The sequence below is a fragment of the Streptomyces glomeratus genome (assembly GCF_021462825.1).
Lineage (GTDB): Bacteria > Actinomycetota > Actinomycetes > Streptomycetales > Streptomycetaceae > Streptomyces > Streptomyces glomeratus.
Genome location: NZ_JAKEEB010000002.1, coordinates 1 through 13239 on the forward strand (window position 1 = coordinate 1; position 13239 = coordinate 13239).

Below are 13239 nucleotides of genomic sequence, written 5' to 3' on the forward strand. Positions count from 1 at the left end.
CTTCCTTCGTACTCACCCGAGAGACTCTCTCAGGCTTTCCTCCGGGCGCTTCCCTTCGGTGTTTCCGACTCTATCAGACCTTTTCTCGACCCGATTTCCTCGGTGCTTTCCGGCCTTTCGGCCTTCCGGCGGTGTCGACTTTATCAGATTCCCTGGGGCCTTTCCGGCCCGTTCGGTTCCTGATCCCCAGTCAACCGGGGTCGTCCTCCCGGCCCTTGGGCCGTTCCGACGAGTGAGACTTTAGCGGATTCCTTGCTCCCGAGCTAATCGGGGGCTGCGTCCTCACAAAGGTTCGAACGCGGAGTCCGCATTCCGAAAATACGCATGCCGAAGCGCACGGCGATGTAACGCCGATTATCGGTTGGTACCTGCGGAATGGCTGTCCGGGGACCGACCGGGGTCGGCGCTCACGTCGGACAACTCGGAGAACAGTACGGATCGGCCCCGGGTGTGTCAACTCGGTGCCGTACCGTCCCCGGCAGGCGTAGCCTCCTGGTCATGACTTCGCGTACGTGCAACCAGCAGTGGTGGGCCGCCTGACGGCGGCCGGACTCACGTATGCGCTCAACGGCCGCCGCCTCGGCGGCCGTTCTCTTGTTCTCCTCCCGGAGGGCCGGCCGGCCGGTCGCGGCGGTCCCGACCAGAAGGTGGAGAGATGACAAGGGTCTTCAGCGGGATCAAGCCGACCGGGAACCTGACGCTGGGCAACTACCTGGGTGCCATGCGACGGTGGGCCGACGTGGACCAGCACCAGGCAGACGCCCTCTTCTGCATCGTCGATCTGCACGCCCTGACCGTGGACCACGATCCCGCCCGGGTACGCAGGCTCAGTCGGCAGGCCGCGACGCTGCTTCTGGCGGCGGGGCTCGATCCCGAGCTGTGCACCGTGTTCGTCCAGAGCCATGTGGACGAACACGCACGGCTGTCGTACCTGCTGGAGTGTGTCGCCACCGACGGCGAGATGCGGCGGATGATCCAGTACAAGGAGAAGTCCGCGCGGGAGCGGGAGCGGGGCGGGAGTGTGCGGCTGTCGTTGCTCACGTATCCCGTGCTGATGGCGGCGGACATTCTGGCGTACGGGACCGACGAGGTGCCCGTGGGTGACGACCAGACCCAGCATGTGGAGCTGAGCCGGGATCTGGCGGTGCGGTTCAACCAGCGGTACGGGCTCACGTTCGCGGTGCCCCGGGCGACCCGCCCGAAGATCGCGGCCAGGATCATGAACCTTCAGGACCCTGCGTCGAAGATGGGGAAGTCGGACGACTCCGGGCCGGGGATCGTCTATCTGCTCGACGAGCCGGACGTGATGCGGAAGAAGATCATGCGAGCCGTGACGGACAGCGCGTCGGACATCGTGTACGACCGGGAGAAGCGGCCCGGAGTGGCGAACCTGCTGGAGATCCTGGCCGCCTGCGAAGGGGGCGATCCCGAGGAGCTGAGCGGCGCGTACGGGTCGTACGGAGCCCTGAAGAAGGACACGGCGGAGGCCGTGGTCGAGTTGCTGCGGCCCGTGCGGGAGCGGCACAAGGAGCTGTGCGCCGATCCGGGGTATGTGGACGGGGTGCTGCGGGCCGGTGCGGAGCGGGCCACGGGGATGGCCCGGCCGCGGGTGGACGCGGCGTACCGGGCGATCGGGTTGCTGCCGGCTGTGTGAGCGACCGGGTGCCCACCGCCGGTCTCCCGGCGGTGGGCACGCGCGTCAGCCGTTGCCGGACGCCAGCTCGCGGCTGCGGTCGCGGGCCGCTTCCAGCGCGGCGATCAGGGCCGCTCGTACGCCGTGGTTCTCCAGTTCGCGGATGGCGTTGATCGTCGTACCGGCCGGGGAGGTGACGTTCTCGCGGAGCTTCACCGGGTGCTCCCCGCTGTCGCGGAGCATGACCGCCGCGCCGATCGCGGACTGGACGATCAGGTCGTGGGCCTTGTCGCGGGGCAGGCCGAGCAGGATCCCGGCATCGGTCATGGCCTCGACCAGGTAGAAGAAGTACGCCGGACCCGAGCCGGACAGGGCGGTGCAGGCGTCCTGCTGGGACTCGGGGACGCGGAGTGTCTTGCCGACGGCTCCGAAGATCTCCTCGGTGTGGGCGAGGTGGGCTTCGGTGGCGTGACTGCCGGCCGAGATGACGGACATGGCCTCGTCGACGAGGGCGGGCGTGTTCGTCATGACGCGGACCACCGGGGTGCCGGCGGTCAGGCGTGCCTCGAAGAAGGAGGTGGGGATGCCCGCGGCGCCGCTGATGACCAGGCGGTCGGCGGGGACGTGCGGGGCGAGTTCGTCGAGGAGCGTGCCCATGTCCTGGGGCTTGACGGTGAGGATGAGGGTGTCGGCGGTCTTCGCGGCCTCGGCGTTGCTCACCGGGGTGACGCCGTGGCGGGTGCGGAGTTCCTCGGCCCGTTCCCGGCGGCGGGCGGTGACCAGAAGGTCGGCGGGGGCCCAGCCGGCTCGGATCATTCCGCTGAGCAGGGCTTCGCCGATCTTTCCGGTGCCGAGGACTGCGACTTTCTGCGTCATGGTGCGGGTGCCCTCCGGGGGTTGCGTCGTCCGGGTTCATCCTCGCACCGGGGTGGGCGTACGGGGGTGGGTTGTCCGGTGGGCGGGACGGCGGCCGGGCTCTTGGCGTGCCCGGCCGTGTGCCGTCCCCGTGACCCGGCCGTTCCTGTCCCGTGGGGTCGTTCCTATGCCGTGCGCCGCCTCAGGGTCGCCGCTCCCAGCCCGAGCACCAGGAGTGCGCAGCCCGCGACGACCAGGGCGTCCCTGACGAACGTCGTCGTCATGTCCGTATGGCGGAGGACCTCGTTCATGCCGTCCACCGCGTACGACATCGGCAGGACGTCGGAGATCGCCTCCAGTACGGGGTGCATGTCCGGGCGAGGGGTGAACAGGCCGCACAGAAGAAGTTGGGGGAAGATCACCGCCGGCATGAACTGGACCGCCTGGAACTCCGACGCCGCGAAGGCCGAGACGAAGAGGCCGAGGGCTGTGCCGAGCAGGGCGTCGAGCAGGGCCACCAGCAGGAGCAGCCAGGGGGAGCCGGTGACGTCCAGGCCGAGGAACCAGACCGCCAGGCCCGTGGCCAGGGCGGACTGGACGATCGCGAGCCCGCCGAAGGCGAGGGCGTAGCCCGCGATCAGGTCGGCCTTGCCGAGGGGCATCGCGAGGAGGCGCTCCAGGGTGCCGGAGGTGCGTTCGCGCAGGGTCGCGATGGATGTCACCAGGAACATCGTGATCAGGGGGAAGATCCCGAGGAGCGAGGCTCCGATCGCGTCGAAGGTGTGCGGGCTGCCGTCGAAGACGTAGCGGAGCAGGAGCAGCATCAGGCACGGGATGACCAGCATCAGCGCGATGGTGCGCGGGTCGTGGCGGAGCTGGCGCAGCACGCGGGCGGCGGTGGCCGTCGAACGGGAGTAGGTGAGGGTCCTCCCGGTGGCGTCGGCGGTGGTCGTGGTCATCGGACCGTCTCCTTTCCGGCCGTCCGCTGCGCCGTCGCCTCGTCCACGAGGTGCAGGAACGCTTCTTCGACCGTCTGCGCGCCGGTACGGGTGCGCAGGGCTTCCGGGGTGTCGTCGGCGAGCAGTTCGCCCTCCCGCATCAGCAGCAGGCGGTGGCAGCGCTCCGCCTCGTCCATGACGTGCGAGGAGACGAGGAGCGTGGCGCCGCGGTCGGCCGCGAGGCGGTGGAAGAGGTCCCAGAGGTCGCGGCGCAGGACCGGGTCGAGACCGACCGTGGGTTCGTCGAGCACGAGGAGTTCCGGGGTGCCCAGCAGTGCGACCGCGAGGGAGACACGGTTGCGCTGGCCGCCGGAGAGGTTGCCGGCGAGGGAGTCGGCGTGCGAGGTGAGGTCGACGTCGGCGATGGCCCGGGTGACGTCGTGGTCACGGCGGTCGGCGGCCGCCCGGCCCGGGTCCAGAATCGCGGCGAAGTAGTGGAGGTTCTGGCGGATCGTCAGGTCGGCGTAGACGGAGGGGGCCTGGGTGACGTAGCCGATGCGGGAGCGCAGGGGGGCGGAGCCTGCGGGGCGGCCGAGGACCTCGAGGGTGCCGGTGACCTTGGCCTGGGTGCCGACGATCGCGCGCATGAGGGTCGACTTGCCGCAGCCCGAGGGACCGAGCAGACCGGTGATCTGGCCGCGGGGCACGGTGAAGCGGACGTCGCGTAGGACCCTGCGGGCGCCGCGGAGGACGGTGAGCCGGTCGGCGTGGACTGCGGGGCCGGGTGCCGGCGCATGGGGGCCGGGCGGATGCGCGCGGCGGTTATTCATCATGCGATGAATATGGCGCGCGGCGGACCGGCCGTCAAGGGCCATACCTCCGGCGGGACGGGGGACGATTCCCGCCGGGCGCCGCGCGCCCGGCGGGAATGTCACACCCCCTGGGGGTGGCTCGCGACGATCAGTAGGACGTCGTAGACCTCCTCGACGAGGCCGTTCGGGAAGGACTCGAGGAGACGCTCCCGTTCCTCGGTGAGGAAGGCGCGGGTGCCCTCCTCACCGTGGACGAGGAAGATCGAGTGGCTGCCGATGTTGGCGAGGTGGATGTCGACGGGCACCGTGCGGCTCCAGCGCACGACGCGGTGGGTGTGGACCGGAACCTCGGGGGCGCTCTCGAAGGCGAGTTCGGGCCGGGCGCCGCCGGCGCCGTTCTTGGTGGCGTGTTCGGCGCCGAAGTACCGCTTGATGCGGTCCGCCTGCGCGGCGATCCAGGGCACGTCCTCGGCGTCCATGTTCCACCACAGGGCGAGCGCGCCGCCCGGCCGCAGGACACGCAGGGCCTCCGGGACCGAGCGGGAGGGATCGGTCCAGTGCCAGGCCTGGGCGTAGGTGAGTAAGTCGACGGAGGCGGTGGCGAGCGGGAGGGCGTTGCCGTCGCCGCGCAGCAGAGGGACGCCGGGAAGGGTGCGGCGGAACTGGGCCGCCATGCCCTCGCCGGGCTCGATCGCCACGACCTGGGCGCCTCTTGCCCCGAGGAGGGCGGTGGCGATGCCGGTGCCGGCGCCGACGTCCGCGACGCGGGCGCCGGTGAGGGGGCGGCCCGCGAGCTCCTCGAGGGTGTCGAAGAGGACGGGCGGGTAGGAGGGGCGGTTGGCGGCGTACTGGGCCGCGGCGGCGTTGAACGAGCGGGCTCGCACGGAGCGTGAGGGCGCGGTCATACGCCCATGGTGGCGGTCCCCGGGTGTCCGGCACAGCGGATTCCCGGCAGCCGGACGCCCTGGGGACGGCCGCCGGTCAGGACCGGCGTCTGCGGGAGGGGTTTCCCGTGCGGCGCGAGACTCGCTTGTCGTAGGCGGCGCGGGCCTTGTCGTATTCCTCGCGGTGCAGCTTCTCACCGGGGGCCTCGGTCAGCGAACGCACGAAGTACGCGAGCAGCGAGCCCAGGAATCCGATCGCGAGTAGGCCGCGGAGGGAGGACTGGCGTTGCGGGTCGGGGCGTTTGGCGAAGGCTCCCCAGGTGTGGCCGAACGCCAGCGCACTGCAGACCGCGAACATCACCACGACCATCAGGCTCACGGCCGGGCCGACGTCGGCGATCTGCAGGCCCTGGTAGGCGAAGCGCAGCACGAGGCCGCAGACGGCGGCGAGCAGGAGCGAGCCGACCGCCACCGCGGTCCGGCGGGCGCGGTAGCCGCCGTCGTGCTCCACCCAGGTCGTGCCGAAGAAGCGGATCGGTTCGGGGCGGGGTCCGCCGGGGGTGTCCGGAGTGCCGTTCTCGTCGCTCACGCGTCGATTATCACCCCGGCACCGCGGGCAGGGCCCCGCCCCCCGTCCGGCTCAGCCGCAGCGGGGTGCGACGTAGCCGTCGCTGCCCGTGTGCACATACGCGTCCGAGACGTACGCGCCGTCGCCGATGCTGTCCCAGATGCTGCTCGTTCCGTACGGGCCGGTGACCGTCGTGCCCGGGGTCTGGCAGTAGATCGGCACCCTGGCACCCTCGGCCAGGACCCGGACGACGGGGTAGCCGGTGCCGGGGCCGCTGCGGACATTGAGCCGGACGCCCGGGGCCACCGAGTAGTAGCGCACGGCCGCCGTGGCCGTCGTTGCGGTCTCCGTCGCGGTCGTGGCGTTCTCCGCCACGCCGTCGGTCCGGGCTTCTTCCACACGGTCGACAGACATGAAAAACCTCCCCCGTTGAACCCCATGACCGTCATGGGGCGCCGTTCGTTCCCCCGCGTCACGCCGCGAAACACGAGTGCGACGCGCACGCGGAGGCTAGCAAGCCGCCTCTGTCTCGTACGAGTCATCGACTAGGCTCCGTGCGTCGCGCGCGCCGACGAACAGCACGGGGGTGGTCCATGGCGCCACAGCGCAACACCGGAGCGGGCGCGGAAGCGGAACTTCCCGAGTACGCCGGTCAGTACCGCCTGGAGTCCCGTCTGGGCTCCGGCGGCATGGGCGTGGTGCACCTGGCCCGCAGTACCTCGGGGCTGAAGCTCGCGGTGAAGGTCGTGCACGCCGAGTTCGCCAAGAACCCGGAGTTCAGAGGTCGTTTCCGGCAGGAGGTGGCCGCCGCCCGGAGGGTGAGCGGTGCCTTCACCGCACCCGTGGTCGACGCCGACCCCGAGGCCGCGCGACCCTGGATGGCCACTCTGTTCATCCCGGGTCCCACACTGTCCGATCATGTGAAGCGGAACGGGCCCATGGAATCGGCCCAGTTGCGCCGGCTGATGGCCGGGCTCGCCGAGGCGCTGCGCGACATCCATCGGGTAGGGGTCGTCCACCGGGATCTGAAGCCGAGCAATGTGCTGCTCGCCGAGGACGGGCCGAAGGTCATCGACTTCGGCATCTCCCGGCCGAAGGACAGCGAACTGCGCACGGAGACCGGCAAGTTGATCGGCACGCCGCCCTTCATGGCCCCCGAGCAGTTCCGGCGCCCCAGGGAGGTCGGCCCGGCCGCCGACATCTTCGCGCTCGGGTCGGTCCTAGTACACGCGGCGACGGGACGCGGGCCGTTCGACTCCGACAGCCCGTATGTCGTCGCCTACCAGGTCGTGCACGACGAGCCGGACCTGACCGGCGTACCGGAGAACCTCGCACCGCTCGTATTGCGGTGTCTGGCCAAGGAGCCCGAGGAACGGCCCACTCCGGACGAGCTGATGCGGGAACTGAGGTCGGTGGCGGCCTCGTACGACACGCAGGCCTTCATACCGGCTCAGCGCGCGAGTGACGTGCCGGTCCCCGAGCCCCGCGTCGAGGAGCCGAAGCGGCGTCCCCGGGGCCTCCTCAAGCGGCTGGCTCCGGTCAGGCGGGTGGCTCTGGTGGCGGGCGCGTTCAGCCTGGTGCTGGGCGGGGCGATCGCCGCCGTCAAGCTGCTCGACGGCGGGGCTCCCGCCCCGGCCGGTCCCCGGACCACGCTGGCCGCGTTCCGTACCTGGGAGGCGAGGCCCGAGTCCGAGGACGCCGCCGTGCCGCAGTGCTCCTACGGTGCCGGCGCGCTGCTGTGCGGACAGCCCGGCCTGGTCGTCGCCCTCAACCCGTCCGACGGCACCGTGCTGTGGCGGCATCGGGTCGCCGCGACCGCCAGGAGCGAACCGCCGGTCGTCTCGGGCGGTCTCGTCCAGCCGTTGACGGACGGGCGCCGGGCCCTGGAGGCGCTGGACCCCGGTTCGGGCCGGACGCGCTGGCACCGGGACATGCCCGCCCGCAACGGGATGCGGCACGCCGCCGGCATGCTCCTGCTCACCGGCACGGACGGGACGGTCACCGGAGTGAACGGCGCCTCGGGTAGGACCGAGTGGAGCCGCCGGATCCCCGGCCAGCACATGCCGTACTTCACCTCGTTCCCCGGGGGGTCGTCGGCGTACGCCGTGAGCACGTCCGACGACGGATCGAGCACGCGGGTCACCGCGGTGGATCCGCGCACGGGTGACGTGCGCTGGGACGCTCGTCTGAAAGGGAGCCTGGAGCCTTTCGGCACCGCGGACGGGTCCGTCTTCTTCCTCTCCGTGGACCGGGTCTACGGGCGCACGGTGGCCGTGGTCCGTTACACCCCCGGGTCGGGGGCGACGCGCACCGTTCGGCTGCCCATACCTCTGGACAGCGCCCGTGCCGGCATCCATGGCGGCGCCGTGTATCTCCTGGCCGCCGGTGGCGCGCTGGAGGCCGTCGACATGGAAGCGCGCAGACAGCTGTGGCATGTCGAGACGTCCGTGAGCCGCGGCTCGGCGCCGGTCGCGGCCGGCGGGCACGTCTACTTCACCGCCGCCGACGGACGGCTGCTCGCGTTCGACGCCGGCGACGGCACCCTCCTCGGCCAGACCGCACCGCGCCTGGGCACCCGCGCGGACCGGGTCACCGCCGCGCTGCCGGAACCCGTGATCATCAACGGTCATGTCTACGCCGGTGCCCCCGACGGCACGGTCTTCGGCGTGGACGGACGTGATCCTTCGGCCTGGTGACGCGCGAAGGGGCCGCCCCTCGAAGGAGCGGCCCCTGCTCGCCGCGGGTCAGCCCCGCCGCGTCACGCCGGTCAGCCCAGCCTCGTCACATCGCGCACCGCGCCCTTGTCCGCGCTCGTCGCCATCGCCGCGTAGGCGCGCAGGGCGGCCGAGACCTTGCGGTCGCGGTTCGCGGGGGCGTAGACGCCGTCGAGGGCCGCGCGGCGGGTGCTCAGCTCCTCGTCGGAGACCAGGAGGTCGATGGTGCGGTTCGGGATGTCGATACGGATGCGGTCGCCGTCGCGGACCAGGGCGATCGTGCCACCGGAGGCCGCCTCGGGAGAGGCGTGGCCGATCGACAGGCCCGAGGTGCCGCCGGAGAAGCGGCCGTCCGTGACCAGTGCGCACGCCTTGCCCAGGCCGCGGCCCTTCAGGTACGAGGTCGGGTACAGCATCTCCTGCATGCCCGGACCGCCCTTGGGCCCCTCGTACCGGATGACGACGACATCGCCCTCCTTGACCTGCTGGGTGAGGATCTTCTGGACGGCCTCCTCCTGCGACTCGCAGACGACCGCAGGTCCCTCGAAGGTCCAGATCGACTCGTCGACGCCCGCGGTCTTCACCACACAGCCGTCGACTGCGAGGTTGCCCTTGAGGACAGCGAGGCCGCCGTCCTTGGAGTACGCGTGCTCGACGGAGCGGATGCAGCCGTTCTCGGCGTCCTCGTCGAGGGCCTCCCAGCGCTCCGACTGGGAGAACGCCTCGGCGGAGCGCACGCAGCCCGGTGCCGCGTGCCACAGTTCCACCGCCTCCCGGGACGGCGAGCCGCCACGGACGTCCCAGGTCTTCAGCCAGTCGGCCAGGGACGGGCTGTGGACCGCGTGGACGTCCTCGTTCAGCAGGCCCCCGCGGTGCAGTTCGCCGAGGAGGGCCGGGATGCCGCCGGCGCGGTGCACGTCCTCCATGTAGTACGTGCGGTTCTTGGCGACGTTCGGGGCGACCTTCGCCAGGCACGGCACCCGGCGCGAGACCTCGTCGATCTCCGCCAGGCCGAACGGGACGCCCGCCTCCTGGGCGGCGGCCAGCAGGTGCAGGATCGTGTTGGTCGAGCCGCCCATCGCGATGTCGAGGGCCATCGCGTTCTCGAAGGCGGAGAAGGTGGCGATGTTGAGCGGCAGAACCGTCTCGTCGTCCTGCTCGTAGTAGCGCCGGGTCAGGTCCATGACCGTGCGGGCCGCGTTCTCGTACAGCGCCCGGCGAGCCGTGTGGGTGGCCAGGACCGAGCCGTTTCCGGGGAGGGAGAGACCGATCGCCTCGGTCAGGCAGTTCATCGAGTTGGCCGTGAACATGCCGGAACAGGAGCCGCAGGTCGGACAGGCGTTCTCCTCGATGCGGAGGATGTCCTCGTCGGACACCTTGTCGTTCACCGCGTCGGAGATCGCGTCGACCAGGTCGAGGGTGCGGACCGTGCCGTCGACCAGGGTGGCGCGGCCGGACTCCATCGGGCCACCGGAGACGAAGACCGTCGGGATGTTCAGGCGCAGGGCCGCCATCAGCATGCCCGGGGTGATCTTGTCGCAGTTGGAGATGCAGACCAGGGCGTCGGCGCAGTGGGCCTCGACCATGTACTCCACGCTGTCCGCGATCAGATCGCGGGAGGGGAGGCTGTAGAGCATGCCGCCGTGGCCCATGGCGATGCCGTCGTCCACGGCGATCGTGTTGAACTCGCGCGGGATGCCGCCCGCCTCCCTGATCGCCTCGCTGACGATCCGGCCGACCGGCTGGAGGTGGGTGTGACCGGGCACGAACTCCGTGAAGGAGTTGGCGACCGCGATGATCGGCTTACGGCCGATGTCCGCGCCGGGTACACCGGAGGCGCGCATCAGGGCGCGGGCGCCCGCCATGTTGCGGCCGTGGGTGACTGTGCGGGACCTCAGCTCGGGCATCGTCGCTCGCTCCTTCGGAGAGTTCTCAACTCACGTCGAGCGTACGCCGGTGCTCCAAGGGACGGACACAAGTGTCCGGAATGCGGGATGCGTGTTTCAGGGGCGGGGTGTCGCGCACGGCTCGGGTTCGTCAAGTCTTCCGCGCCATCCGTCTCACGGGGTTGCCAGGTCTTACGCGCCGCCGGTCTCAGGAGTCTGCCAGGCCTCCGGCGCCACCGGCCTCAGGAGGCTGCCAGGCCTCCGGCGCCACCGGCCTCAGGAGGCTGCCAGGTCTTCTCCGCCACCGGTCTCAAAGGCCCGCCAGGTCTTCTCCGCCACCAGCCTCAAGGACCCGCCAGGCCTCCCACACCACCAGCCTCAGGGGTTCGTGAGGTGTCCCTGGACCACCGGTGCCACGCGGGCCACCAGCTGTTCCAGGTCCGCCGACGCCAGCGGCTCCACCTTGATCACATACCGCAGCATCGCGACTCCGACCAGCTGCGCGGCCGCCAGCTCGGCGCGCAGCTCCGCGTCGGGCAGGCCGAGCTGCCCGGAGATGCGGCGCAGCAGCTGGGCGGCGACCAGGCGGCGGAAGACGGCGGCCGCGGTCTCGTTGTTGACGGCGGAGCGGACGATGGCGAGCAGCGGAGCGCGGGTCGCGGGGTTCTCCCAGATGCCGAGGACGAAGCGGGTCAGGCGCTCGCCGACGGCGTCCCGGGGGCCCTCGGCCACCGCGTCCGGCGCATTCAGGGCGGGGGCGAAGGCGACCTCGATGGCGGCCTCGAAGACCTGTTCCTTGGTGCCGAAGTAGTGGTGCACCAGCGCCGAGTCCACGCCGGCGGCCTTGGCGATGCCGCGTACGGACGTCTTCTCGTATCCACGCTCGGAGAACTCCTCGCGGGCCGCCTCCAGGATGCGGTCGCGGGTGGCGGGGGCCGCCGCCGTCTCTCTGCGGCTGGGACGTCCCCTGCCGCGGCGGGCCGGGCCCGCTCCGGTCGTCCCGGTCGCTCCGGTGACTCCGGTCGCTCCGGTGGCTCCGGTCACGGACGGACCACCCCGCTCACCCGCGGGACACTTTCGCGGCGGCCGCGAGGTGCAGGCGCGCGAAGGCGAGCGCCTCGGCGAGGTCGGCCTCGCGCTCGGCGCCGGACATGGCGCGACGGGTGTTGACCTCGATGACGACGTACCCGTCGAAGCCGGTGAGCGCGAGCCGCTCCAGGACCTCGGCGCAGGGCTGGATGCCGCGCCCGGGGACGAGGTGCTCGTCCTTGTTGGATCCGTTGCCGTCGGCGAGGTGGACGTGACCGAGACGGTCGCCCATCCGCTCGAGCATCTGAAGGGCGTCGTTGCGCGCCGTGGCGGTGTGGCTCAGGTCGATCGTGAAGTGGCGGTAGTCGTCCCTGGTGACGTCCCAGTCGGGGGCGTACGCGAGCATCTCGCGGTCCCGGTAGCGCCACGGGTACATGTTCTCCACGGCGAACCGCACATCCGTCTCGTCCGCCATGCGCCAGATTCCGTCGACGAAATCGCGGGCGTACTGACGCTGCCACCGGAAGGGCGGGTGGACGACGACCGTGCCCGCGCCGAGCTTCTCGGCGGCCGCGCGGGCGCGCTGGAGCTTGACCCAGGGGTCGGTGGACCACACGCGCTGAGTGATCAGCAGGCAGGGGGCGTGGACGGCCAGGATGGGCATGTGGTGGTAGTCGCTGAGCCGGCGCAGCGCCTCGATGTCCTGGCTGACGGGATCGGTCCACACCATGACCTCGACCCCGTCGTACCCGAGGCGCGCGGCGATCTCGAAGGCCGTCGCCGTCGACTCCGGATAGACGGAGGCCGTCGACAGGGCGACCTTTGCATCCGGGATGCGCACCACTGGTTCTGCCACGAGGGACAGGGTACGGGGCGTCGCCTTGACATGGAGGGCCGGTTGCGCAGGGCGGGGTGTGGGAAGAGGCACAGCGCCGCGGGTCCCCCCTATTCCGCCGCCATATGGTCCAGGCGGCGCAGGATCACGCCCTCGCGCAGGGCCCACGGGCAGATCTCCAGGGTCTCCACGCCGAACAGGTCCATCGCGCCCTCCGCGACCAGCGCGCCGGCCAGGAGCTGACCCGCCCGGCCCTCGGAGACGCCCGGAAGGTCCGCGCGCTGCTCGGCCGTCATCCCGGCGAGCTGCGGAACCCAGCCCTCCAGGGACTCCCGCTTCAGCTCGCGCTGCACATACGGCCCCTCGGCGGAGCGCGCCGCGCCGGCGAGACGGGCGAGCTGCTTGAAGGTCTTGGAGGTGGCGACGACATGGTCGGCCACCCCGAGGCGGCTGAACTCGCCGACCGTGCGGGCGATCTGTGCCCGCACATGGCGGCGCAGCGCCCTGACGTCCTCCGGCGCCGGGGGATCTCCGGGGAGCCAGCCCGCGGTGAGCCGGCCCGCGCCCAGCGGCAGCGACACCGCCGCGTCGGGCTCCTCGTCGATCCCGTAGGCGATCTCCAGGGAGCCGCCGCCGATGTCGAGGACGAGCAGCTTGCCGGCCGACCACCCGAACCAGCGCCGGGCCGCCAGGAAGGTCAGCCGCGCCTCCTCCTCGCCGGTCAGCACCTGAAGCTCCACGCCGGTGGCGTCCTTGACCCGGGCCAGCACGTCGTCCGCGTTGCTCGCCTCGCGCACCGCGGAGGTGGCGAACGGCAGCAGGTCCTCGACACCCTTGTCCTCGGCCGCCTGGAGGGCGTCGAGGACGACGGCGATCAGCTTGTCGACCCCGTCCGGGCCGACCGCTCCGTCGCCGTCCAGAAGCTGGGCCAGCCGTAGATCCGCCTTGTGCGAGTGCGCGGGCAGCGGGCGCGCGCCGGGGTGTGCGTCCACCACCAGCAGATGCACCGTGTTCGAACCCACATCGAGGACACCGAGTCTCATGGACGGAACGCTACTGCCAGTGCGACGATCCTCAGTCCCTGA

12 protein-coding genes are annotated in these 13239 nt (G+C 71.3%); 2 read left to right on the top strand and 10 right to left on the bottom strand.

Annotated features, from left to right (window positions below; translation table 11 throughout):
• Window positions 1-655: 655 nt before the first annotated feature.
• Window positions 656-1654 (top strand): tryptophan--tRNA ligase, encoded by a 999-nt coding sequence (gene trpS, locus LZ604_RS02085; RefSeq protein WP_234511934.1) that lies wholly within the window; start codon window positions 656-658, stop codon window positions 1652-1654.
• Between the two features lie 45 nt (window positions 1655-1699).
• Here trpS and proC read toward each other — a convergent pair whose 3' ends face one another.
• The 6 genes from proC to LZ604_RS02115 all read right to left on the bottom strand — a co-directional run bounded on the left by proC (window position 1700) and on the right by LZ604_RS02115 (window position 6104).
• The gene (gene proC, locus LZ604_RS02090) at window positions 1700-2509 is read right to left on the bottom strand and encodes a pyrroline-5-carboxylate reductase (protein WP_234511936.1); all 810 of its coding nucleotides are present in this window, start codon (window positions 2507-2509) and stop codon (window positions 1700-1702) included.
• Window positions 2510-2673: 164 nt separating this feature from the next.
• The gene (locus LZ604_RS02095; protein ID WP_234511938.1) at window positions 2674-3447 is read right to left on the bottom strand and encodes an ABC transporter permease; all 774 of its coding nucleotides are present in this window, start codon (window positions 3445-3447) and stop codon (window positions 2674-2676) included.
• Window positions 3444-4259, bottom strand: coding sequence for an ABC transporter ATP-binding protein (locus LZ604_RS02100; protein WP_234511941.1), 816 nt, complete (start codon window positions 4257-4259; stop codon window positions 3444-3446). Before LZ604_RS02100 ends, LZ604_RS02095 begins: the two co-directional genes overlap by 4 nt.
• Before the next feature lie 98 nt (window positions 4260-4357).
• On the bottom strand, window positions 4358-5143 hold the full coding sequence (locus tag LZ604_RS02105; RefSeq protein WP_234511943.1) for a class I SAM-dependent methyltransferase: 786 nt from the start codon (window positions 5141-5143) through the stop codon (window positions 4358-4360).
• A 76-nt stretch (window positions 5144-5219) separates the two neighbouring features.
• On the bottom strand, window positions 5220-5711 hold the full coding sequence (locus LZ604_RS02110) for an EamA/RhaT family transporter (RefSeq protein WP_234511946.1): 492 nt from the start codon (window positions 5709-5711) through the stop codon (window positions 5220-5222).
• Between the two features lie 51 nt (window positions 5712-5762).
• Window positions 5763-6104, bottom strand: coding sequence for an SH3 domain-containing protein (locus LZ604_RS02115; protein ID WP_234511948.1), 342 nt, complete (start codon window positions 6102-6104; stop codon window positions 5763-5765).
• 179 nt (window positions 6105-6283) lie between these two features.
• Between LZ604_RS02115 and LZ604_RS02120 the strand changes: the two genes are divergently transcribed.
• On the top strand, window positions 6284-8386 hold the full coding sequence (locus LZ604_RS02120; RefSeq protein ID WP_234511950.1) for a serine/threonine-protein kinase: 2103 nt from the start codon (window positions 6284-6286) through the stop codon (window positions 8384-8386).
• 71 nt (window positions 8387-8457) lie between these two features.
• Here the strand turns inward: LZ604_RS02120 and ilvD are convergent, their stop codons facing one another.
• The 4 genes from ilvD to LZ604_RS02140 form a co-directional block, all read right to left on the bottom strand.
• Window positions 8458-10311 (bottom strand): dihydroxy-acid dehydratase, encoded by a 1854-nt coding sequence (ilvD, locus tag LZ604_RS02125; RefSeq protein ID WP_234511952.1) that lies wholly within the window; start codon window positions 10309-10311, stop codon window positions 8458-8460.
• Between the two features lie 357 nt (window positions 10312-10668).
• A complete protein-coding gene (locus tag LZ604_RS02130) occupies window positions 10669-11334 on the bottom strand; it encodes a TetR/AcrR family transcriptional regulator (protein ID WP_234511955.1) in 666 nt (221 codons plus the stop codon).
• A gap of 16 nt (window positions 11335-11350) precedes the next feature.
• The gene (locus tag LZ604_RS02135; RefSeq protein WP_234511958.1) at window positions 11351-12175 is read right to left on the bottom strand and encodes a sugar phosphate isomerase/epimerase family protein; all 825 of its coding nucleotides are present in this window, start codon (window positions 12173-12175) and stop codon (window positions 11351-11353) included.
• Between the two features lie 89 nt (window positions 12176-12264).
• Entirely contained in the window at window positions 12265-13197 is a 933-nt protein-coding gene (locus LZ604_RS02140; RefSeq protein WP_234511960.1) for a Ppx/GppA family phosphatase, read from the bottom strand.
• Window positions 13198-13239 lie beyond the last annotated feature (42 nt).

What these genes read in the sequence shown, in the direction of transcription:
- trpS (WP_234511934.1), top strand. Translation starts at nt 656, where the DNA reads ATGACAAGGGTCTTCAGCGGGATCAAGCCGACCGGGAACCTGACGCTG.
- proC (WP_234511936.1), bottom strand. Translation starts at nt 2,509, where the DNA reads ATGACGCAGAAAGTCGCAGTCCTCGGCACCGGAAAGATCGGCGAAGCC.
- LZ604_RS02095 (WP_234511938.1), bottom strand. Translation starts at nt 3,447, where the DNA reads ATGACCACGACCACCGCCGACGCCACCGGGAGGACCCTCACCTACTCC.
- LZ604_RS02100 (WP_234511941.1), bottom strand. Translation starts at nt 4,259, where the DNA reads ATGATGAATAACCGCCGCGCGCATCCGCCCGGCCCCCATGCGCCGGCA.
- LZ604_RS02105 (WP_234511943.1), bottom strand. Translation starts at nt 5,143, where the DNA reads ATGACCGCGCCCTCACGCTCCGTGCGAGCCCGCTCGTTCAACGCCGCC.
- LZ604_RS02115 (WP_234511948.1), bottom strand. Translation starts at nt 6,104, where the DNA reads ATGTCTGTCGACCGTGTGGAAGAAGCCCGGACCGACGGCGTGGCGGAG.
- LZ604_RS02120 (WP_234511950.1), top strand. Translation starts at nt 6,284, where the DNA reads ATGGCGCCACAGCGCAACACCGGAGCGGGCGCGGAAGCGGAACTTCCC.
- ilvD (WP_234511952.1), bottom strand. Translation starts at nt 10,311, where the DNA reads ATGCCCGAGCTGAGGTCCCGCACAGTCACCCACGGCCGCAACATGGCG.
- LZ604_RS02140 (WP_234511960.1), bottom strand. Translation starts at nt 13,197, where the DNA reads ATGAGACTCGGTGTCCTCGATGTGGGTTCGAACACGGTGCATCTGCTG.